The 22,976-nt window shown below is 50.4% G+C and carries 20 protein-coding genes, 1 pseudogene and 1 riboswitch; of the genes and pseudogenes, 12 read left to right on the forward strand and 9 right to left on the reverse strand.

The window, feature by feature from the left end:
- Positions 1-6: 6 nt before the first annotated feature.
- The gene (locus BFW38_RS13105; protein ID WP_175400982.1) at positions 7-960 is read right to left on the reverse strand and encodes a polysaccharide pyruvyl transferase family protein; all 954 of its coding nucleotides are present in this window, start codon (positions 958-960) and stop codon (positions 7-9) included.
- A gap of 172 nt (positions 961-1,132) precedes the next feature.
- Here BFW38_RS13105 and BFW38_RS13110 point away from each other — a divergent pair, with 172 nt between their 5' ends.
- Entirely contained in the window at positions 1,133-2,077 is a 945-nt protein-coding gene (locus BFW38_RS13110; protein WP_068999312.1) for a DMT family transporter, read from the forward strand.
- 153 nt (positions 2,078-2,230) lie between these two features.
- Positions 2,231-2,566, forward strand: a complete 336-nt coding sequence (locus BFW38_RS13115) for a DMT family transporter (protein ID WP_068999313.1) — start codon at positions 2,231-2,233, stop codon at positions 2,564-2,566.
- 141 nt (positions 2,567-2,707) lie between these two features.
- Here BFW38_RS13115 and BFW38_RS13120 read toward each other — a convergent pair whose 3' ends face one another.
- Complete coding sequence (locus BFW38_RS13120) at positions 2,708-3,115, reverse strand: hypothetical protein (RefSeq protein ID WP_068999314.1); 408 nt, start codon at positions 3,113-3,115, stop codon at positions 2,708-2,710.
- Between the two features lie 263 nt (positions 3,116-3,378).
- Positions 3,379-3,738, reverse strand: a complete 360-nt coding sequence (locus tag BFW38_RS13125; RefSeq protein WP_068999315.1) for a RidA family protein — start codon at positions 3,736-3,738, stop codon at positions 3,379-3,381.
- A gap of 220 nt (positions 3,739-3,958) precedes the next feature.
- Positions 3,959-4,054, forward strand: a riboswitch (TPP riboswitch).
- 105 nt (positions 4,055-4,159) lie between these two features.
- Here BFW38_RS13125 and thiC point away from each other — a divergent pair.
- The 4 genes from thiC (at position 4,160) to BFW38_RS13145 (ending at position 10,008) form a co-directional block, all read left to right on the forward strand.
- On the forward strand, positions 4,160-6,100 hold the full coding sequence (thiC, locus tag BFW38_RS13130) for a phosphomethylpyrimidine synthase ThiC (protein ID WP_068999316.1): 1,941 nt from the start codon (positions 4,160-4,162) through the stop codon (positions 6,098-6,100).
- A gap of 291 nt (positions 6,101-6,391) precedes the next feature.
- Positions 6,392-7,207, forward strand: coding sequence for an IclR family transcriptional regulator (locus BFW38_RS13135; protein ID WP_068999317.1), 816 nt, complete (start codon positions 6,392-6,394; stop codon positions 7,205-7,207).
- A gap of 3 nt (positions 7,208-7,210) precedes the next feature.
- A complete protein-coding gene (locus tag BFW38_RS13140; RefSeq protein WP_068999318.1) occupies positions 7,211-8,500 on the forward strand; it encodes an NAD(P)/FAD-dependent oxidoreductase in 1,290 nt (429 codons plus the stop codon).
- A gap of 104 nt (positions 8,501-8,604) precedes the next feature.
- Entirely contained in the window at positions 8,605-10,008 is a 1,404-nt protein-coding gene (locus BFW38_RS13145) for a Na+/H+ antiporter NhaC family protein (protein ID WP_068999319.1), read from the forward strand.
- 35 nt (positions 10,009-10,043) lie between these two features.
- Here the strand turns inward: BFW38_RS13145 and norR are convergent, their stop codons facing one another.
- Complete coding sequence (gene norR / locus BFW38_RS13150; RefSeq protein ID WP_245686154.1) at positions 10,044-11,615, reverse strand: nitric oxide reductase transcriptional regulator NorR; 1,572 nt, start codon at positions 11,613-11,615, stop codon at positions 10,044-10,046.
- A gap of 221 nt (positions 11,616-11,836) precedes the next feature.
- Here norR and BFW38_RS13155 point away from each other — a divergent pair, with 221 nt between their 5' ends.
- The gene (locus tag BFW38_RS13155; RefSeq protein ID WP_068999320.1) at positions 11,837-12,499 is read left to right on the forward strand and encodes a hemerythrin domain-containing protein; all 663 of its coding nucleotides are present in this window, start codon (positions 11,837-11,839) and stop codon (positions 12,497-12,499) included.
- 145 nt (positions 12,500-12,644) lie between these two features.
- The gene (gene hmpA / locus BFW38_RS13160) at positions 12,645-13,871 is read left to right on the forward strand and encodes an NO-inducible flavohemoprotein (RefSeq protein ID WP_068999321.1); all 1,227 of its coding nucleotides are present in this window, start codon (positions 12,645-12,647) and stop codon (positions 13,869-13,871) included.
- Between the two features lie 122 nt (positions 13,872-13,993).
- Here hmpA and BFW38_RS13165 read toward each other — a convergent pair whose 3' ends face one another.
- On the reverse strand, positions 13,994-15,046 hold the full coding sequence (locus tag BFW38_RS13165) for a GlxA family transcriptional regulator (protein WP_068999322.1): 1,053 nt from the start codon (positions 15,044-15,046) through the stop codon (positions 13,994-13,996).
- Positions 15,047-15,170: 124 nt separating this feature from the next.
- On the opposite strand from BFW38_RS13165, the gene BFW38_RS13170 reads away from it, so the two are divergent.
- Positions 15,171-15,767, forward strand: a complete 597-nt coding sequence (locus BFW38_RS13170; RefSeq protein ID WP_068999323.1) for a cysteine hydrolase family protein — start codon at positions 15,171-15,173, stop codon at positions 15,765-15,767.
- Between the two features lie 149 nt (positions 15,768-15,916).
- On the opposite strand, the gene BFW38_RS18505 is transcribed toward BFW38_RS13170, so the two are convergent.
- Positions 15,917-16,381 carry a CZB domain-containing protein gene (locus BFW38_RS18505; RefSeq protein ID WP_425427938.1) on the reverse strand — a complete coding sequence of 155 codons (465 nt, stop codon included), beginning with the start codon at positions 16,379-16,381 and terminating at the stop codon, positions 15,917-15,919.
- Positions 16,355-17,014: pseudogene (locus BFW38_RS18510) on the reverse strand (methyl-accepting chemotaxis protein); the annotation flags it as partial. The pseudogene BFW38_RS18510 and the gene BFW38_RS18505, both read right to left, overlap by 27 nt.
- A gap of 345 nt (positions 17,015-17,359) precedes the next feature.
- Here BFW38_RS18510 and BFW38_RS13180 point away from each other — a divergent pair.
- From BFW38_RS13180 to BFW38_RS13190, 3 genes are all read left to right on the forward strand, one after another.
- Positions 17,360-19,117 carry a ribonucleoside triphosphate reductase gene (locus BFW38_RS13180; protein ID WP_068999325.1) on the forward strand — a complete coding sequence of 586 codons (1,758 nt, stop codon included), beginning with the start codon at positions 17,360-17,362 and terminating at the stop codon, positions 19,115-19,117.
- A gap of 91 nt (positions 19,118-19,208) precedes the next feature.
- Complete coding sequence (gene nrdD, locus BFW38_RS18515) at positions 19,209-19,451, forward strand: anaerobic ribonucleoside-triphosphate reductase (RefSeq protein WP_069000473.1); 243 nt, start codon at positions 19,209-19,211, stop codon at positions 19,449-19,451.
- 61 nt (positions 19,452-19,512) lie between these two features.
- Positions 19,513-20,280 carry an anaerobic ribonucleoside-triphosphate reductase activating protein gene (locus BFW38_RS13190; protein ID WP_245686155.1) on the forward strand — a complete coding sequence of 256 codons (768 nt, stop codon included), beginning with the start codon at positions 19,513-19,515 and terminating at the stop codon, positions 20,278-20,280.
- A 114-nt stretch (positions 20,281-20,394) separates the two neighbouring features.
- On the opposite strand, the gene narL is transcribed toward BFW38_RS13190, so the two are convergent.
- Positions 20,395-21,033 (reverse strand): two-component system response regulator NarL, encoded by a 639-nt coding sequence (gene narL, locus BFW38_RS13195; protein WP_068999326.1) that lies wholly within the window; start codon positions 21,031-21,033, stop codon positions 20,395-20,397.
- A 10-nt stretch (positions 21,034-21,043) separates the two neighbouring features.
- Positions 21,044-22,963, reverse strand: coding sequence for a histidine kinase (locus tag BFW38_RS13200; RefSeq protein ID WP_068999327.1), 1,920 nt, complete (start codon positions 22,961-22,963; stop codon positions 21,044-21,046).
- Between the last annotated feature and the right edge of the window lie 13 nt (positions 22,964-22,976).

Here is a 22,976-nt window from a genome sequence, read left to right on the forward strand (position 1 = left end):
GCTGAGCTAAGCTGACGCCTTATTTTGCATGGTTTCAAATGCACATAACACTTGTGCTTGAAGGCGCTCAACAATCGACTTATCCGCGAGATATAACTGCTGCTCAATGCGATCTGTCGACACTTGTTCAATGCCCTGAATACACAATAAGGGTGAGCGACCAATCGATGAGAAGTAATCCAAAAATTTAAAGTCGCCCCCGGCATGCAAAGCACCGTCAGAGATCCAGACATTTGGAATTTGATAGGCATCACTCAGAATCAAACCATGCAGTCCCTGACTCAGAATGACATCGCACGAAGCCATGGTTTGAATCACCTGTTGATAATCCTCATGTCTAAAATCGATCATGATCGCATTAGGTAAACGGCGACAAAGTGCTTGCCACTGAGGATCATCCACTTGTGTAAAATGAGGAATAAGGCCGTACCGGTACTGATGACACCGTTGGGGGGTCACGATATGAGGCATCAATAACCCAGGGTCGCCTATCAACTCAACGGAACATCCTTGCCCTGCTAAAATCTGCTGTGTCAGACACCCTCTCACTGAGATCACATCGAGACAATCAGGAAGCCACCGTTTCAACGTGAAGCGACGCTTTAAGCTGGTAGGCTTAAGTCGAGGGCGAATCAAGCCAGAACCGACGACATATAAAGGTGTGGTTCTGCGATAAAATGATTTAGATGTCATCACTTTATCTAAAACACTCCCTGTGCTGAGTAACGATGCCTGATCGAGACCAACACGTTGATGAGGTTGATTCAATATTTGCTCAAGCACAATTGAAGTAATTTCGTCACCTAAATTCGTCCCCTCATCAGGGCGCCACCAATAGACATTCATTCTCGACTCACTTAAAGCATCGGCAGTTTTAAAGCCCTGTGTTTTTAACAATGCTTGTTTCAGACTCAATACAGTAATCAATCCGTAATAAATACTGACACAAGCCGTTATCATTATCACTTTTGAGTAGCACGACATATTGTTTCAAAGACGACATATTGCCTCAAAGAGTGCCCGTTTTCAGACAGGGAAGCCCGATGCCCATTATCAACGTCAAAAAGCAGCACATGCCATGAATAATCGCCATAATACGCGCCCGGCCCATTCCCAATATTCAGGATCATCTATGCGTGACGAACCTTTACGAGCCTCAGGCATTGCGTTAAGACTGGCCGCAACCGGTTTATTTGCGTTGATGTCGCTGTGTGTACAGCAGGCGTCCCATGAAGTGGGCACAGGGCAAATTGTGTTCTGGCGCAGCGCTCTGGCTCTGATTCCTATTCTGGCTTATCTCGGCTTAACCGGTGCGCTGCCTCAAGCTCTCAAAACCCGCAACCCCAAAGGCCATGCCATACGTAGCCTGTTAGGTTGCAGTGCGATGTTTCTTTCGTTTATTGCCATTGCTTATTTACCACTCTCACTGGCCGCCGCCTTGGGTTTTCTGGCACCGATACTGTCCGTTATGCTAGCCAGTTTATTGATTCGAGAAGTCCCCTCGATGCTGACTTGGGCCATGACCTTGCTCAGTTTTATGGGGGTTCTTCTGGTGATCAACCCCTTTAATGACACCGCATTATCCCACCAGGCTTGGATTGGTATCATCTGTGGTATTGCCATGGCCGCACTGACCGCACTGGCTAAAATCATGATTCGAACGCTGACCGCTCATGAACATTCCGGTGCGATTGCTTTTTATTTTGCGGTCACATGTTCGTTGATCGGGCTAGCCACGGCCATTGAGGGCTGGACCTTACCAACAGGAGCGACGTGGGGATGGTTGATCGGCGCAGGCTTATGTGGTGGATTAGCGCATATTGCCATGACTGAAGCACTGGCCCGAGCACCGGTAGCCACCTTAGCAGTCTTTGAATATACCGCTATTTTCTGGGCGCTGGGGTTTGATTTATGGCTGTTTGAACGCACGCCTTCGGTCGGGGCCATTGTCGGTGTGATTTGTATTACTATCAGCTCACTGGTGATCGCCTTGAAGGGACGCGCACCGGTGGCACCGGCACAGAAGAGCATGACCGAGAGCCTCCCCAACACGCGCATAATTCCTGATAAAGACTGAGATACGGCCAGCAGAACAACCACTTAACCGGGCTCAAGGTATGGGCCCGTGCCACCACTCTTAACTTCAAATATCGTTTAATCAACGATGTCCATCAGGCGCCCCCTGGCCTAAAAGCACACTGAGAATAAGATCACGCAGGAGAAACACCCAATGCTCAACAGCTATGGCTACTTAGCGTTAGCTATTATTCTTGAAGTCATGGCCACAACAGCCTTAAAAGCATCTGAAGGCTTCACACGACCAGGACCAACGATCTTGGTCGTTGCAGGCTACCTGACGACGTTCTGGTTACTGACCCTGATTATGCAAACCTTACCCGTGGGTGTGGTGTATGCGATTTGGGCTGGTGCTGGCATTGTCCTGGTCACTTTAGTCAGTATGGTGATTTACAAACAAACACCGGATCTGCCCGCCATTATCGGCATGATGTTGATTATTGCCGGGGTCACGATCATTCATGTGTTCTCAGATATGTCTACGCACTAACGTCTGCGTTAGGGCATAACAACGAGACCATCTAGAGGAAGTCAACCAATGGCACAAGGGGAAGAGTAAAGCACGAGAAAGAAAGGGAGGGAGAATATGAAGTGGAATAGTGGAATAGGAATAGGAATAACCGATGAAGGTCTAAGCTGCTGTGCGAATCTGGTTGATTTGCTGAACAACGGTTTGAGTATCCGGCATGGCATTGGCCGCATAAGTTGACGCCACTTGATGAGGGGACGGTGTGTCTTTACTCTTCATCGCCGTCAAATGCTGCAGCATGGGATATTCTTCTGAAAGCGCACGCAACCAGCTGAAATAAGCCCCATCACCATTATAAAAAGCAAGTCCCATTTCAGCGTTGACCAAGCAGGCCAACTCTCGCATAAACTCATCGGGTTCGAGGTCACTATCCCCCATATCCGGCGCATAGAGTGTCGCCCCCATCAAACTCAGCAGCAACGCAAATTCCGCTCCGCGTGCAGCATGCAGCGAAACGTTCAGCGACTCCTGAGCTTTTAGGTTTCTGGCGTAAACGTTTTCTATACGCATAATGAGTTCTCCGGTTACAGAGGACTATCGGCAAGCGTTAGCACTTCTTTAACCTTTATTGAAAATTTTTCTACCTATTTCGACAACTACGACTTCCACAACTACCGCTTCCACAACCACGACATCAACAAACACGACGACAGGCCTGTGTATCAAGTGATATGAGCGTGCTTTCTTTCTATCGTGAGGTATCAGGCCTATCTTGAAGTATCAGGCCAGCGAGAAGTCTCCAATGACACTCTCCTGGCCTGATCTCAAGTCACTTAGGCTTTCACCGCAGCGACAACACTCACTTCAACTTTGAGGTCTGGAGAAGCCATGCGGGCTTCGACACAAGCGCGGGCCGGGGCATGGCCGGTCGGTACCCAGGCATCCCAAACTTCATTCATACCGTCAAAATCAACCATATCGCGAATATAAAGAGTCGCCGACAACAGGTGCTCTCGATCACTGCCTGCCTCTTTCAGCAGCTCGTCGACTTTCGCCAGCATACTGCGAGTTTGCGCTTGAATATCAGACTGGCGATCTTCTGTCGCACAGACCTGGCCACACAGATAAATAGTCCCATTGTGAATGACCGCTCGACTCATACGGGCCTGGGTTTCCAAGCGCTGAATACTCATGCAGCTCTCCTATTGCTTTATTGGGATGAGAGATATCAAATAATGATTTGGACACGTGATCATGGCACTCACTATGCCACAAGGCGATCAAGACTAGCAGAACCCCATATCCCTTGCACCGAATATCCCTTGCAACGGCAAAGTAATGCGTTAGACTGGCGCCAGCAGCTGGATCGACAACACATTTATGGTCGAGACGATTGTCACCACAGTCTGCCGCTTCATCTTGACGGGGTGCCGTAACCAATCGGCTGAGATGATACCCGCAATACCTGAACCGGTTCGCACCGGCGTAGGGATCGAGATGCATACTACATTCCGGGCCTCATCGATGAAGGCTTCTCATGTCTCGGAATGTACCTTTTAATTTCTCGTGGCCCCGCCGTACCGGTTCTCCTGCATAACATGCCTGGAGAGACCGATGTCTGCACCTGACAAACAAAAGACCCGCCCTTCCTCAAATCAACCCGAGGCAGGGACTTACAGCCAACATTTTCTCAACAACACTGCCCAGGTCGATCAAGCCTCGGTACAACCCTTACCTGCTTCGCGCAAACTTTATGTGGAAGGTTCCCGGCCGGACATTCGTGTCCCCATGCGCGCCATCACACAAACCGCGACTCACACTGATGCGGGCGAAGAGCTCAACCCGGACATTCTGGTCTACGACACATCAGGCCCTTATACCGACCCCAGCGCCGAAATTGATATTCGCAAGGGGCTCCCGGCTTTGCGTCAAACCTGGATTGAGGAGCGGGCCGACACAGAATTGCTTAACGGACCGACCAGTGAATATGGCCGCCGCCGAGCCCAAGATCCGACATTAGAGCCTTTGCGGTTCGAGCTTAAACGTCAACCTCGTCGGGCTAAAACCGGCCATAATGTGACCCAACTTCACTATGCTCGGCAAGGCATCATCACGCCGGAGATGGAGTTTATCGCCATTCGGGAAAATCAACGCCGCCAAGCCTTGGGGACGGAAGAAGTTGAGCGCATTCTCAGTCAGCAACACCCAGGACAACCACTCGGCGCACGTATTCCAGACGAGATCACCCCAGAATTTGTTCGTGCCGAAGTAGCGGCCGGGCGAGCCATTATTCCGGCCAATATCAACCACCCCGAAAGTGAGCCCATGATTATCGGGCGCAACTTCCTCGTCAAAATCAACGGCAATATCGGTAACTCAGCGTTGGGGTCATCGATCGAAGAAGAAGTGGCCAAAATGACCTGGGGAACGCGTTGGGGATCAGACACCATCATGGATCTGTCCACGGGCAAGCATATTCATGAAACGCGCGAATGGATTGTGCGCAACGCCCCAGTGCCAGTCGGCACCGTACCCATTTATCAGGCGTTGGAAAAAGTCGGAGGCGCAGCGGAAGACCTCACCTGGGAAATCTTCAAAGATACCCTCATTGAGCAAGCCGAACAGGGCGTAGATTACTTCACCATTCATGCCGGGGTCCGTTTACACCACGTTCCCCTGACAGCTAAGCGTGTCACCGGCATCGTGTCTCGGGGTGGCTCTATCATGGCCAAATGGTGTTTGGCTCACCACCAGGAAAACTTCCTTTACACTCACTTTGAAGACATCTGTGAGATCTGCAAACAATACGATGTTGCTTTCTCGCTAGGCGATGGCTTGCGCCCTGGCTCCATTGCCGATGCCAATGATGAGGCTCAATTTGGTGAACTGGAAACACTCGGTGAGTTGACGAAGATCGCCTGGCAACATGATGTGCAAGTCATGATCGAAGGGCCTGGGCATGTCCCCATGCACTTGATCAAAGAGAACATGGATAAACAGCTGAAAGAATGTGACGAAGCCCCTTTCTATACCTTAGGCCCGCTAACGACAGACATTGCGCCCGGCTACGATCATATTACCTCAGGGATCGGGGCGGCTATGATTGGCTGGTATGGCTGTGCCATGCTCTGTTATGTCACGCCCAAAGAACATTTGGGGCTGCCCAATATTGATGATGTTAAAACCGGCATCATCACCTATAAGATTGCCGCCCATGCCGCCGATCTGGCGAAGGGCCACCCGGCCGCCCAACGACGAGACAATGCGTTGTCCAAAGCGCGTTTTGAGTTCCGTTGGGAGGATCAATTTAATCTAGGGCTGGATCCAGACACGGCGCGCGCTTTCCATGACGAGACTTTACCTAAGGAGTCAGCCAAAGTTGCACATTTCTGCTCCATGTGTGGCCCCAAATTCTGCTCTATGAAGATCAGCCAAGAAGTCCGTGACTATGCGGCGGCACAAGGGGTTGATGCAGAAAAAGCGTTGAATCAAGGCATGGCGGAACAAGCTGAGAAATTCCGTGACAACGGCAGTGCCATTTACCATAAGGCTTAAGCCCTAAATCACGCGATTCAGTACGATATTCAATGCCCGGCACTCGCTGGGCATTTTCTTTTGTGATTACTCTCACATCGGCTTGCCATCACTGGCGCTACTCTATTCGCCGAATATCGAGTCCAAGTCTATATGACCCAGGCGATAGCGTCTTAACGGTCGTCTGGTACTGGACGATTCACTGCCTTTTTTGCGAGTCTCAAAATATGAGACGAAAACCATTTTTTATCTCGTTATGCTCAGCGTTATAACAACAATGAGCGAACGATTGATATTGATGCAAGGACGGTCATGAACAATCACGCGAAAAAACTGGCCACACCCGCCGCCAATGCAGCGGGCCCTTCGACTCTGCGCCATGCCATGCAACTGTTAAAGATCACAGCCGCAGGCGGCTACCAAGGGGCCAGTATTGATGATTATTTAGATGCGATGACACTCAGTCGACCCAGTATTTATCGTCTACTGAAGAGTCTGAAAGCAGAAGATTATTTGCGCAGCTCACCTAAACGCGGACGCTATTTATTAGGCTATCAGCTGCTGGCACTGGGCGCCCAAGCGGGCAATGGGTCAGGTTTGCGTGATTTGATGCGCCCCCGACTACTGTCTTTGGCCCAACGCTTTGGCGATAGCTTTTATCTGTTTGCCCGCGATGGTATCTACGCTGTTTGCCTTGAAGTACAAAATGGCGCTTACCCGGTGGGAAGCTTTGTGCGTGCGACGGGAGAACGTGTCCCACTAGGCGTTGGACAAGCCTCTATCGCACTATTGGCTCAACTCCCACTGGCAGAGCGTCATACGTTATTGAAGCACAGTGCGACACAGCTTGAGCACGATTACCAGATCAGCATTGAGGATGTTGAGACAGAAATTGAGTTTCTCCATCAACACGGTTATGCCCGCGGAGTCGAAGGCTCGCAACTGCCTGAGTACACCGGCCTGGCGCTCCCAATTCTGGATCATAGTGGTCACCCGTTAGGGGCGTTGAGCTGTGCCATGCTGAAATCCCGTATGACCGATGAACACCGCCAAGCGGTACTAGCCGGTATGCGTCACCACGTCACTGAACTGGTTGAGCAGGCCCATAGCTTGCTGCATTTGGAGTAACCCATGACCTATGCATTGGCCCCGAGCCATCAACATGCCTGCGGCTGGAACCATTGGCTGCCACCGCGTGAACCACATCCTTCACTGACACACGATCAGAGTGCTGAAGTGGTCATCGTCGGCGCGGGCTATACCGGTGTCGCTGCGGCGCGGGCTTGGGCAATGCAACGTCCGGATGATCGGATTCTACTGCTGGATGCCAGCACTCTAGGCGAAGGCAGCCCAGGGCGTAACTCTGGCTTCATGCTAGAAATCGCCCTGGCCAATGATGCCTCAGCCGACCAGCTGGCCCGAATGGCACAACTGAATGAGATCAGCCGCACCACCATGGCTGAAATTCGTCACTTAGTCACCACTCATCAGATTGATTGCCAGTTACAACATAGTGGTACGTTAAGAGCGGCCTGCACCCCAGAAGGCCTCGCCAGCATCGCCGCCTATAAAACGTTTCTGCAAAGTGCCGGTTTGCGCCATGAAGTCCTGTCTCGGCAAGCACTGGCTGATCGCATTGGCACCGATTATTACCATGAAGGTCTATATTCACCAGATTGTTACCTGGTTCAACCTGCCGCCTTGATTCGCGGCTTGGCCGATTGTCTGCCCCCTCAAGTGAAGCGCTATGAAAATACGCGGGTAACACGTGTTCACCGTGAAGGTGATCAATGGCAGGTCAATACGGATCAGGCCCAAATCCGGGCTCCTCAAGTGATTCTGGCCAATAACGCCTTTTCACGCATGCTCGGTGCGGATCATTCACGTCTGACGGCAATTTATACGTATGCTGCCGTCACCGATGTACTTCCCGAATCGGTTCAGGCCGAGGTGATGCCACAGGCCTGGGGCCTGCTACCAGCCCACCGTTTGGGCTGCACATTACGTAGTACCGCCGATGGCCGTTTGATGATTCGTTCGCTGTATAGCTACGAAAAAGAGCAAGACAACACCGCTGTACAACACCATCTGCAAAGTAGTTTTGATGCGCGCTACCCCCAACTCAAGGATTATCCCCTAACAGAGGTATGGGGCGGCACCACAGGCCTGACCTATAACGGCGCCCCGGTCTGGGGCGAGATTCAACCCGGGTTATATGTCTCAGCAGGCTGTAATGGTGGCGGCATTGTCAAAGGTACTTTTCTCGGCCAAACCTTGGCCCATAAAGCCATGGGGCAGGCTACACCCGATATCCACGGCCTGTTTGGCCAGGCCAGTTGGATGCCCCCCGAGCCCGTGCGTAAGTTGGGCTTTCACTTAATCGCCGCGCTTGAACGCCGCAAAGCCAATGGCGAAGCCTGAAATACTCTTGTCTCTCCCTCATAACCGAGATGTCCGCTCGGTTTAAGGCTAATGATCGACTTGATCTTGCATCAAGTTAAAAAAAATAATCAAAGAGGTCTCCAATGGACACTAACCTAGGACTTGTGTCGGTTTTACCGGCTACGCTGGCCATTATTTTGGCTTTTGTTACTCGTAATACGGTCTTCTCCTTGGCTGTCGCCTGCTTGGTCGGCGTCCTGGCCATGGGGAATGGCTTAATGGGCTTTCCGACACTACTCAAAGAAACGCTGGGTACGACCAGCTTTTCTTGGATTCTACTATTAGAGCTGTTTATCGGCACGGTCATCGCCTTTTTCCAACGCACTGGCGCAGTCCAAAACTTTTCGGGATGGATTGAAAAGCGTCACTTATCACGGATCAAAGTACAGCTCATTGGTTGGGTGATGGGGATGTTCGTCTTCTTCAGTGATTACTTCAGCCCGTTATTTGTGGGCACCACCATGCGCAACCTGTGCGATCGCTATAAGGTGTCCCGAGAAAAGCTGGCTTACATTGCAGACTCCACCTCAGCACCGGTCAGCGTGCTCATGCCGATCACCGGTTGGGCGGTATTCATCTCGGGACTACTGATTGGGATGGGCCCCATTGAAGATGCTCACCAGGCCATGTCAGTGTTCATCCACGCCATTCCTTTTAACTTATATGCCTGGGTCTCCGTTATTGTGGTCGGGCTGGTCATTATGGGCCTGATCCCGCTATTTGGGCCGATGAAAAAGGCAGAACGCCGCGCCCTCGAAGAAGGCAAAGTCCTAAGAGACGGTGCTGAGCCACTGATGGGTGAAGAATTGACCGATATCACCCCTTATCCGGGCGCCAAAACCTCGTTATTCCTGAACTTTTTCTTACCCGTATTGGTGGTCATCAGCATCGCCATCGGTACCTTTATCGTGATGGGGTCAGCCAAAACCATGGAAGCCTTCCTCGGCGCCTCGGTGGTACTAGGAATCATCATGCGCGCCCAAGGCATCCCGCTTAATGACATCATCAAAACAGCAGTATCCGGCATGAAAGGCGTCATGCCCGCGATCGTCATCCTGGCTTTGGCTTATTCGCTCAATCAGCTCTCTAAAGATATGGGGACTGCCCAGTACATTGTCTCCGTGACCGAAGATTGGCTGACGCCACACCTATTACCGGCCATGACATTCATGATTGCCGCCGTCATCGCTTTTTCCACAGGCACCTCATGGGGCACTTTTGCCATCATGATGCCACTGGCCGTGCCCGTCGCCTTTACCCTCACCGGGGATAACATCACGCCCTTGGTCTATGCCACTGTTGCCGCTGTCGCTGGAGGTGGTGTCTTTGGTGATCACTGCTCACCCTTGTCGGACACCTCTGTACTCGCCTCAACCGGTGCGGCTTCTGATCATATCGACCACGTCAAAACCCAAATTCCTTTTGCCTTAGCGGTAGCGGTCCTAACCTTGGGTCTCTATCTGATTGCTGGCTTTAGCTGGCTTTAAGATTGACTCAACGAGGTTAGCTCAACGAGACCGATTCAACGAGACTTCAACCCAAGCCGTCGCGCCAGCTTATGCAGGTTACTGGCATCCATTTGCAAAGAATGGGCGGCTTGGGTCCAGTTCATCTCATGGGCTTCTAACGCCTGCTCGATGAGCTGAATCTGTAACTGTGCAACGGCATCTTTGAGCGATACACCATATCTCAATGTCTCGATAGCCGAGACCGTTTGAGGCCTCACCATCTCATCACAGTGCCGAGTAGACTGGGCGGACAAGGACGCCGTAGGCAGGACATCCAGATCTAAGTGACTGGACTCAATCGAGACAACCTCCTGAGGCTTGGCCGTCTGATTCACTGCTCGCAAAGCAGCACGACTCAGCACATGCTCCAATTCACGGACATTACCGGGCCAATGGTAAACGCATAGCGCCTGCTGGGCTTGTGGCGTCAGCCTTAATCCCCGGACACCTAAACGCGCTCGGTTAAGCTCCACGAAATATCCCGCCAGCATCAGAATATCACCACCACGATCGCGCAATGGCGGCACCTGTACTGGATACACGGAGAGCCGGTGGTAGAGGTCGGCTCGAAATTCACCCCATCGCACCATGTCACTCAAATGCCGATTAGTGGCGGCGACAATACGGACATCCACACGACGCGGCGTATCCGACCCAAGTCGCTGGATTTCTCCATTCTGCAAACAGCGCAATAACTTAGCCTGCACCACAAGGGGCAACTCGCCCACTTCATCCAGTAAAAGCGTCCCTTGATCGGCGGATTCAAACTTACCTTTACGGTCACTAACCGCCCCTGAAAAAGCGCCTTTAACATGACCAAACAACTCACTTTCTACCAACGATTCAGGTAACGCTGCACAATTCACGTACACCAGAGGCTGTGAGGCACGCCCCGAACGCTGATGCAACTGTTGAGCCACCAGCTCTTTACCCACTCCCGTTTCCCCTTGTATCAAAACAGGCAAGGGGGAATCTGCGACAATCTCGATATCCTGTTGTAAAGACTGCATCACCGGGCTATGACCGATCATACCTGTCTCATTCTTCAGTATCGGCTCATAAACAAAAGCAGCGTTGGCGGGATCATAGTCAGTCACTTGTGCTTCCAGGGTGCTCATATAAATCACCCATTCAGTGAGTCGAGCCACTGGATCGATCAGCTGAAGCTGTTCATCCGTCAGTACTGCACTGGCCACCGAATCTAAGGTTAGAGCCCCCCAGCACTGCTCACCGACATATAAGCTCACACCAATACAGTCATGCACCGGTAGGGCTGTTTCTTGATGATCCTTTAAGAGCCCATCGTAAGGATCACACCAAGTACAATCCGGCGCAAAGCGCACCCATTCCCGCTGGCTAATGATACGTTGTAAACGCGGCTGACTGGTCAGCTCAAAACGCCGCCCTCGCGTATCATCAACTAAACCGTGGATTGCCACCGGGCATAAATAGGCGCCTTCAAGCTTTAGCAGTCCAAGTGCTGAGGTCGGGAAATAATGCGTTAATTGATCAAGCCAATATTGATAACGAGACTCCCCGTTGGCAGATGTCATGACCCCGGCCCAATCCAATGCAAGCGAATGCACACTGATCTCCCCGTCGACTTCATTTAAACAAGGTCAATATGACCTTTTAAGGTAATATTAACCCGACATAACCAGGTACTAAATACCTCATAAGAGTTAATCACCGCATCAAATGCGGCTTTAACAATTGGCACGAGATTTGAATAAATCAAAATAAAGTCAGCACAGCACTGGCATAAACGCTTAACCATGAGGCGTCAGCGTTATACAGGAGAGTGATCATGAATTTATTAAAACAAACGACCGGCCAATTGGCATTGCATCACCCGCTGGCCACTCAAACGTTAAAGCAGATGAACATTGATTATTTAAATAATCCTCATCAGAAATTGGAAGAGGCTTTCACCTCAACAGAAGACGACATGATCAGAATGAGTCAACAACTCATTCAAAATCAGTGCTATGCCAGCGAACAAGATGATTCGAATCTTAAAGAGTACTCAACAAGTCAATTAATTGATTATATTCTTTGGCGCTATCACCAATGGCATCGTGCTCAACTCAACGCCTTGGTCGAATTACTGGATGATACCCCCTCGCAACATGACGATCAGCAAAGACTACAAAGTGAGATTCGAGCTTTCATTCACGCCCAAACACTCGATTTAGAACAACATATGCAAAAAGAGGAAGCCATATTATTTCCAATGATGCAACAAAATAGCGCCATTCCCAAACCGGGTCCGATTCAAGTCATGATGCGAGAACACGAAATACATCAATCTCAGTTTCCAATCATTGATCAATTTATCTGTCGATTGAACCAAACCCCTCACCAGGCCTTAATCAATCGAATTCTCGTGCATCAACTCAATAAATTCAAAGTCGATCTAAGCATTCACATTCACATTGAAAATAACATTTTATTCCCACGTTTTGGATAAAATTCAATTTCAAAAAACACCACTGCAATTAAATACTTTTTAAACAAACGGGATCGACAAAATAAACCTTAATCAAAGAGCACTAATTAGAGAACGCTAACAAACGCATTTCAATGAACGCACCTCAATAAATCAGGATAGTCTTATGCAAGCGTCACAAATTGAATTAATTAAATCCACCATTCCGGTCTTAGAAGCCCATGGCGTGGAACTGATTCAACACTTTTACCACCGAATGCTCACTCACAACAGTGAACTGCGTAATATATTTAACCATGCCCATCAAGCATCAGGACGGCAACCCCAAGCCCTAGCCGGTGCAGTACTGGCTTATGCACAACATATTGAAGATCCTTCAGCACTCTGGAAAACACTCGAACGGATTGCCCATAAGCACGTCAGCTTAAATATTAGAGCGGAGCATTATGCGATTGTCGGCAAACATTTACTGGCTGCGATCAGCGAAGTGTTGGGTGACCAAGCCAGTGATGAATTAATTGAAGCATGGGCCGCTGCTTACCAGCAGCTGGCGGATGTCTTGATCACACTGGAAAGTGGCCTCTATCAGCAAGCGATTGACACTGAAGGCGGCTGGAGTGGCTGGCGTCCATTCATTATTGACCAGAAAATTCAAGAAAGTGACGAAATCACCTCTTTCTATTTCAAACCACTGGATGGAGGGCAAATCCCGACCTACCATCCAGGCCAATACATCAGTATTCAGGTTTATGTGCCATCACTGGGGGCCTTGCAACCACGGCAATACAGCTTGTCGGATGCACCCAACGGTGATTATTTGCGTATTTCGGTCAAACGTGAACCTGCCGCTCATGGCCAGCCTAGTGGACAAGTCTCCAACCTTTTGCATGATGAATATGACGAAGGTCGGATCGTCACGCTATCCCAACCCTATGGTGATTTTTATCTTGATCAGGGCAACCTGCAAGATTTAGAACCTCACGATCGCACATCCCCCGTCACCTTAATCAGCGGTGGCGTTGGCATCACCCCGATGATGGCCATGCTGAACCATTTGAATCAGCATACACCTGCTCGCCCGGTCTACTTCTACCATTGTGCACGTAACCGCCACGTTCATGCGTTTAAAGCGATTACAGACCGATTCATAGACCAACCGGAGCATCGCGTTCATTATTATTATGATGAAGTCGATCAAGACGTTGATAAGGCAGTACAGCCAGGGCCTTTAACTTTGGCAGACACACTCCCTACCAGCGCATTGACCGGGCACTTCTATCTGTGTGGTCCGCAAGGATTCATGGCCCACCATATAGACGCTCTGAAACAACTGGGCGTGGGTGATGCCCAAATTCATGCAGAAACCTTTGGTTCTGGCGGTATTTCAGCTTAACACCTTTCTTCACGAGACAGATTTCTTCACGAGACAGCGCAGGGCTGACACGAGCCCTGCCACTCAACCATCCCTCATCAAGTACAGATGCAGGGCAGGGTTACCCTGATATGGAGGCTCCATCATGAGACAAGGAAGCGTCGACGATAATCATTAGGCGTTAACCCCACGATCTGAGTGAATACTTTGCGAAATGCTTTAACATCGCGATAGCCCATGTCCCAAGCGATCCTGTCTACAGGTAAGCGCGTTCGCTGTAGCTGCTCTTGCGCTCTTCCTACTCGTAAACGTTGCATATACTCTGTCGTTGTCATGCCTGTGGCCTTTTGAAAACGACGCAATAACGTTCTCACTTCAAGTCCAGCATGTTGCGCTAACACCGCCAGCGAAATAGATCCGCCACCCGGTTCAATCGCCTGCTCATCTAACAACGTCTGAACCTTTTCAATGGCCACATCACCATGCTGTCGACGCGGTGAAAAAACCTGATAGTAACGTTGCTGGCGACCGGGTGGGTCAACCATCAAAACCCGCGCCACGGCTAACATCGTGTCGATATGCCAATAATGCGCGACCAAATGGAGCCCAAGATCAACCCAAGACATCACGCCCCCGGTGGTGAGAATATCGCCAGAGTCAATCAATAAAGGGTTGAGGTCTAAACGTACTTCAGGGAACAACGCCTGAAAGCATTCGGCATGTTGGTAATGGACTGTCACCGTGCGCCTATTCAAAAGACCACTTTCGGCCAGAATAAAGGCACCGCCGCAAATGGCCGCCAAGCGGCACCCCGCACCATGCAACTGGCGTAACCCAGGCGCATACCGCTGTGCCTGCTCAGAGGGCATAGGATCACCTAAGGTTGGCGGCAAAATCATCAGGTCAGGGATCAGTGCTGGGGTCGGTGCGTCTGCGGCCGATGACAAGCGCTTTTCTTCAAACGCCATGTGCTTTTCTTCAAACGACATGTGCTCGCTTTCAAAAGAAACCAGTGACTGCTGCTGATCCGACCAATGCCATTGCGTCAGGGACAGACGCGGCCGGTGCTCACAATCACCAGACGTCACTGACTCACGCTCGGCCAGCCGAAACAGATCAGAGAGCCCTAATATTGTGGCGTGTTGGACCTGTGGATAACACAAGAAGCCAATCTCGATGACATCCGCATTTTGCATGTGTCGTTTTAACCCCCTATAGATGTCGGCTGAGACACTCCAATCCCACGCATGGATCTCCGATGATGACCAGACTTGTTAGATCAAGCACTCAACCAAACTATTTAACCCAAGAGGTCTTATCATGGCTCAAGTCCATCATGCTCAGCCCCTCGAAGCCCAGCTCACTAATCACGCCGTCATAGTGGTCGACTTGCAAAATGAATACCTGCCTTCGGGACACCTCCCCTTGGTCGGTATCGAGGCCGCCGTACACAATGCCGCTCAAATTATGGCTCAAGCTAGAGTTCAAGGGATACCTGTGATTCATATACGTCACGAAGCGGCTGATGCCAATGCGACGGTATTCCAACCCGGTACAGATCACGTCAAGATTCAAGCGCCCGTACAGCCTGAAGGCGATGAAACCGTCATTCTGAAGCACTACCCCAACTCATTCCGTGAGACATCACTTCAATCACAGTTACAACAAATGGGGATTACACAACTCACCGTCATCGGTGCCATGAGTTATATGTGCATTGACGCCACTGTGCGGGCAGCCGTTGATTTGGGGTATCAGGTCACGGTTGCAGAAGACGCCTGCGCCACGCGTAATATTGCATTTGGAGAGAAAGAAGTACCGGCAGCTCAGGCACACGCCACCATTATGGCAGGATTTGAATTTGCTTATGCACAGGTGGTGACCACTAACACTCTGCTGAGCCACTGGGCTCGGTAATCATGGCAATGAAAGGGCCACCGTCATGTATCGGCCCTTTCATTTCATCAGTGCCAGAAGTGATCAGCCACGCCATTAACCGCTAAGCACAGCAGCGCTGATCACACTAAACACACTGAACGGTTGATAATGCAGTCGTTGAATCGCGCTCAAACCTCAATATCACGCCCTAAAGCCGATAACTTATGCATCACCTCGTCACTGGCTTGTTCCATCCGCTTAAGGTAACCCAACATGGCAGCATCGTCGTTTTGAGCCATTGCATCCAGTGCCGCAATACCATTTTGATGCACCGCGACATGGGGCGTTTCTAAAGCTCGGAAACTGGCCAAATGCTGATAACGTGAAGCCCCTTCTCCATCATAATACCACTGTCCCATTCGACAGTTAGTATGATCAGCGAAGTCTGCCATGGTTTGATTGGATAAACCTTGGAGGACTTTATAGATATCTAACTTCCACACGACATGGTCCAGTTTCACTGTACGAATAAACGAGTTGCTGGCTGACCGAGTAATCACACCGTACATCTGCCGAGACAAATCCACCAGATGCTCAGTATGCTGCTGGATACTATTCGATGCATCCAACGCCCGAGTACTTTTCTCATCCATATCGCTAATATCCGTCACCAGACGCATCATGGCCTCACCAATATGGGTAATGAGGTTGGAAATTTCGGAGGATGACTCTGAAGAACGTTGGGCCAACGCTCTCACTTCATCGGCCACGACAGCGAACCCTCGCCCGTGCTCCCCTGCACGCGCCGCCTCAATCGCCGCATTCAAAGCCAGTAAGTTCGTTTGGTCGGCAATTCCCTGAATGGTATCAATAAAGCCACGAATCCCTTCAGTCTGTTCTTTCAACTGTGAGATCGACGTCACGACTTCGCGTGCATCGGAATTAATCGCCTGATTCGCTGCAACGGTATTCTTGAGTAAGACTAAAACTTCTTCAAACAAGGCCTGGGTTTCATGTAAATCATCACGATGCTGCAGCAACTTAGAGGCGGCCTCCGCGATTTCGGTGCGGAAATCATCGACCGTATCGGTCGTACTGACCCACATAGTATTGAGCGCGCGGCTCTTCTGTTGAAGGTGATGTTGATCAGCCAGCTGCTGTTTAAGTGAGGCAATTTCTGATTCCTGTTCATTAAGCCGTTGCTGTAAACGCCCGATCTCCGCTGCCTGCTCATCATTCTGGCGCTGGAACGCCTGCTGTCGCTCATCCCGGTTGAACCCAAACATAACCGCCACTCCTTTAATTGGCCTGTGTTAATCGGACTTTTTTTAGTTAAACGATTTTTAATCGGATTGAGCCTTGCAATCGAGAGTGGGTATAGATCGATCGTACCTCACCATTACACGTGCGCCAGGCTGATACAAAAATGTCGCTATTATACGTCGCTTCTAAATAAGCAACAGCTTCAATATCAAAACGGCAAAAAGAAACCAAAAAAACAAATGAGAACTATTCTCAAAATTGAATTTGAATGACACAGATCAAGGCAGAGAGTTCGAGACAGGATTAGCCTCAAGCACAACATATGGTATTAAAAACCAAAACCTGAAGCATATATAGAGGACCCCTTCATGGCCGCCGTCATACCGCCCCGTTCACTTGATATCACCTCAACCGTAGAGGAATACCTAAATCGAGAGGATTGGCGTGTCCATGCCAATGCCAATCAGGGCTACTCACTGGGCGGTCTAATTCTCAATGTCTCTGGCAAATTGATTGCGAACTACTGGCTTGACCAAGTGTACCCGGCCGCGATAGGAGAAGCCCATCGTGAAGGGGATTTACATATTCATGATCTGGATATGCTCAGCGGCTATTGTGCTGGCTGGTCACTCCGCCAACTCCTACATGAAGGTTTCAATGGTATTGCTGACCGTGCAGAAAGTGATCCTCCTCGGCACCTGTCCAGCGCGTTAGGCCAAATGGTTAACTTTTTGGGCACCTTACAAAATGAGTGGGCAGGGGCTCAGGCCTTCAGCTCCTTTGATACTTACTTGGCACCTTTTATCCGTCGAGATCAACTGACCTACCCCCAAGTCAAACAAGCCATGCAGGAGTTTATTTATAACCTCAATGTCCCCTCACGTTGGGGCACTCAAACCCCCTTCACCAATCTGACATTTGATTGGGTATGCCCAGAAGATCTGCGAGATCAAATCCCCGTGATTGGCGGGGAAGAACAGCCCTTCAGTTACGGCGAACTCCAAGCTGAAATGGACCTGATCAATCGGGCTTATTTGGAAGTGATGGAAGCGGGAGACCGACAGGGCCGGGTCTTTACCTTCCCGATCCCAACTTACAATATTACCCCGGAATTTGACTGGGAAAGCCCGAATACCGAGCGACTGTTCGCCCTCACCGCCAAATACGGCCTACCTTATTTTCAGAACTTCCTGAATTCTGACCTCAAGCCCAACATGGTTCGCTCCATGTGCTGCCGCCTACAGCTCGACCTCAGCGAGCTACTCAAACGTGGGAACGGCTTGTTTGGCTCTGCAGAACAAACAGGGTCTTTAGGTGTTGTTACACTCAACTGTGCACGACTAGGTTATCGATTCAAGGGCGATTTAAAAGGACTATACCAAGCCCTTGACCAGCTGCTTGAGATTGCTCGCGACAGCTTGGAAATCAAACGCACCGCCATCCAAAACTGGATGGACAACGGCCTTTATCCTTATACCCAACGCTACCTCGGTACGTTGCGTAATCACTTTTCGACCATTGGCGTGAATGGGCTGAATGAAATGGTCCGCAATTTCACCCAAGACGACAGCGATATCGCCTCGCTGGGCGGGCAGGCCATGGCCATCGAACTACTTGATCATGTACGCCAGCGCATGCGTGAATTTCAAGAAGAAACCGGACACCTCTATAACCTTGAGGCGACCCCTGCCGAAGGCACCACCTATCGCTTTGCCCGAGAAGATCGCAAACGGTTCCCTGACATTCTTCAGGCCGGCACGCCAGAAGCCCCTTATTACACCAACTCGAGCCAGCTGCCTGTCGGCTATACCGACGATCCCTTCGAAGCACTGGACCACCAAGACCCACTGCAAAGCCGTTATACCGGCGGGACAGTGCTGCATCTTTATATGAATGAACGTATTTCCAGCCCGACAGCTTGTCGGCAATTAGTGAAAACGGCACTCACCCATTTCCATTTACCTTACTTGACCATTACACCCACTTTTTCGATTTGCCCGGTGCATGGTTATTTAGCCGGTGAACACGAGTTCTGCCCTCGTTGTGACGAAGCACTGCTGGCCCAACAAAGGCCTTGCGATCACAGTGATGTGGCCTATGGCGTTGAGTCAGTTGAAAGCCTCTAACCACTCATCGATCATCAGAAATCACTCATAAGTGCTGGCGTCATCAGTATTGGCCAGCACTGTCATTATCACCATTCGAGAGGTCATTATCATGAATCACAACACATCCCATATCACACCCTCCACTCAGCTCCCCAACGATCAGCGTCAACGCTGTGAGGTCTGGACTCGGGTCATGGGCTATCACCGACCCGTCAGTCAGTTCAATGCAGGAAAACGTTCAGAACATCATGAGCGCCAACACTTCACCGAACGGCACACAGGCGAACAGCGCTTCCTCGAAAAGCAAACGAGATTTGAATCTAAAGCCGCACTTTATAGTGTAGAAGCTTAATTTTATTCGATATTTTACTTTGCTCGCATAGCGCACACTCAAACAGCACAAGCCGTACGCAATGGACAATTATCAACAAGTCACTCCAAAAGGGCTCTGCACTCTCCCGCCCATGCCCAGCCTACCGGTCGCGGGCATAACACCACTGACCACAATTGATTTTCCTGATCGTCTGGCTTGTGTGGTGTTTCTACAAGGCTGTCCACTACGCTGCGGCTACTGCCATAACCCACAGATGATCAAGCCTCGACAAGCAGCACCAGAAGAGTGGTCTCAGGTGGAAGACTTTCTGCAACGACGACAGGGCTTATTGGAGGGTGTCGTCATCAGTGGCGGTGAACCCACGATGCACTCTGGACTGGTGGAGGCATTGGTCAGAATCAAAACCTTGGGGTTTATGACGGGATTACATACCAGCGGTGTTTATCCGCGACGACTGGCCGAAGCCCTCCCTTATCTCGACTGGGTCGGCCTGGATGTCAAAGGGATCTCCACGCCCAATGCCCAGTGTCGAGGCCATGTCGATCAAGTGACAGGACGAAAGGGACTCGCTGAAGCGTTTCAGGCCAGCTTACATCTACTGACCCAATCCAAAGTCGATTTGGAATGCCGAACAACGGTTCACCCTCGTGACTTCAACGAACACAGCTTGGATCAACTGGCTCATACGCTAAGCGAAGCAGAGGTTACGGACTGGATTATTCAGGCGGCTCGCCACCAGCAATGCCTTGATGCCGACTACCAAAAACCAGCCGCCCCTCTGGCACTCGACCCATGGTGTCAACGTTGGCGTCCTTGCTTTAACCGACTCGAATTACGGCGGGCCTAAAGTAAGACCATAAGTTTAAGATCTGGGCTTTAAGGCCCAAGTTTTAAGCGCCGGGTTTTAAGGGCGTGTTTTTAAGCACACGGTTTTAAGGGCATGCTTTTAAGCGCCAGGCGTTTACGTTAGCCCTTTATTGACAGCCCATACGGCGGCCTCAACACGAGAACGCACATCGAGTTTTTTCAATAAATGTTTGACGTGCACCTTAACTGTGCCCTCGGAAATGCCTAAATGGCGGGCAATCATTTTGTTGCTCATGCCACGGGCCAAAGCCATCAAGATATCTTTCTCCCGCCGGGTTAAGCTCTCGAGTAGCAAACCATCTGGATCAGCTCGCCCGCTAAGCGCCCTGGCCAGCAAACTGGTTAACCTTGGGCTAACACAGATCTCTCCTTGTGCGACTTGCTCAATGTGTTTGAGTAATGCTTCAGACTCCATATCTTTCAATAGATATCCCACCGCACCTGCCCGAAGCGCCTCAATCACATCCTGCTCAGCATCAGACACGGTTAGCATCACCACCCGCACCGTTTGACCACTGGCTTGTAGCGCTTGCAAAGATTTCAACCCATCAAGCTTGGCCATATTAAGATCCATCAGGATCAGGTCAGGGTTTAACGTCTCTACGGCCTCAAGAGCACCTTCACCATCATCCACTTCCCCCACGAACTGCAAATGTTCCGACATCGCTAATAACTGCTGAAGTCCACGCCGAAACAGCGGATGGTCATCCACGATCAATACACGTGATGTCATAACAGGCCTTTTATCTAGGTTCGGTGATATCGATTGAAGGTAATGCGTGGGCATCCGTTGGTGGACGGCTTTTACCCGGCTGGAAATACAGTAAAACTTCAGTGCCTGAAGGCGAGCATGGACTAACCGTGATGTTGCCTTTCAAGCTCGTCGCCCGCTCATGCATGATGGTTAACCCATAATGATAGGGCTGGCCTGAATCCATCTCAATGCCCACGCCATCATCACGAACAGAGACTTCAAGCTCACCATTGTCAACCAACCGAACGCGAACCCAACAGTGTTGAGCACAGGCATGATGGAGAACATTCGACAGTGCTTCACGCACAATATGCAACACATGAACCTCTTCATTGGGGGTTAAAGGCCCATGCTGTGGTTCATGATCCAACTGAATATCCACATCACCCCGGCGATTAAATTCCGCCACGGTACTGTCTAAGGCATCGGCGAGGCCATGGGTGTTAATCGTCAGACGGAAAGTATTGAGTAGCTCACGCAACTGGCGATATGCACTGTTCAGGCCCTCTCGAAGCTCTAATACAATCGGTTGGGCCGCTTGTAACGAGTCAGCATCACGCTGATATGAGTATGTCGCTTGTAAGCGGCTGACCTGTATTTTCAAGTACGATAATGACTGCGCTAAAGAGTCATGCAGTTCGCGCGCAATCACTGCACGCTCCGTCATCAAAGCCACTCGGCGCTGATTGTCGTGGTGCTCCGCTAATGACAAAGAAGTCGCCACTAGTCCGGCGATGGCCTCAATCAACTCACTCTGCCACGGCTGTATCATCTGCGTCGGCGGATAGCTGACGGATAACCGCCCATAGACTTCCCCCGCCTCACCAATAGTCTTTTGATCAAGGTGCTGATGATGCCAATAAAGAGGCGTCGTCGTCTCAGACCAACAAGCGTCACAACTGACTTCGGAACATATCATGTCAGGACGGCTGACCACATGCTGCCCGCCCCATTGAGGCTTCAGACATAACATCATCGGTCCTAAACCACAGACAGTATCCAGGCGCTCGAGTACCCACTGGAAATGGGTCGCTGGCGACTGATGGCCATTCAGCAAACGGGACGCATCATAGAGCAGGGTTAAAGAATCATTGGTACGGCTCAGTGCCGCCGTTTTTTCGGCAACACGTTGCTCCAGCTGGCCATACATATGCGACAAATCAGTGTTCATCTGATTGATGGTTTGCGCCAGTTGGCCTAATTCATCGGGTGATTGATAGTGCACCTGCCCCGAAAAATCTCCCGCGCGGACTTTTTCCATCACATATAACAGTTCACGCAAAGGCGGCATCCAACGCACCCGCAGTTGATACATGGACCACCCAATAATGGTCAACGTGAGCAATAACACCACGGCCTGTCCTAATTTCAGCTGCAACAAACGACGCTCAGACTGAAATTGCAGTTGATCCACTAAGTGATCATTCGCTTCAACAAATTGACGAGTTAACTCACGAATCACTGTCGTCGATTCATTCCGCTGACCAAGTAATACTGGCCTGAGCACTTGATGCCAGAAATACAACACCTGTTGATAATCGCGATTAAGTGCTGTCTGCTCATTATCGGGAATGAGAGAGATAATCACCTGATCGTGTAACGTATGCTCCAATTGATTAATCAGTTGTTCATAATACGCTGATGACTCTGCTTTTATGTCGCGCTCGTCATCATGAGGTTGCCGCCGTAAATCTAAAGGGCCCTCTATCGGGTGGTTCGAAATTCGAAAAGCTTCTAAGCGATAAGCTTGCATACGCAAGGTACCGGCCAAATTGATAGCCGCCGCATCACCACTGGCCGTTTCCGCGATCACAATCGAACCGGTCATACTGATTAACGCCAGCAGCATTAAACCGCCCATCAATATACTGGTCTGAAACACCAAAGACTGTCGCCACGGCGTTGGCATGAGTAAAGCTCCA

The sequence above is a fragment of the Terasakiispira papahanaumokuakeensis genome (genome assembly GCF_001709345.1).
Taxonomy (GTDB): domain Bacteria; phylum Pseudomonadota; class Gammaproteobacteria; order Pseudomonadales; family Halomonadaceae; genus Terasakiispira; species Terasakiispira papahanaumokuakeensis.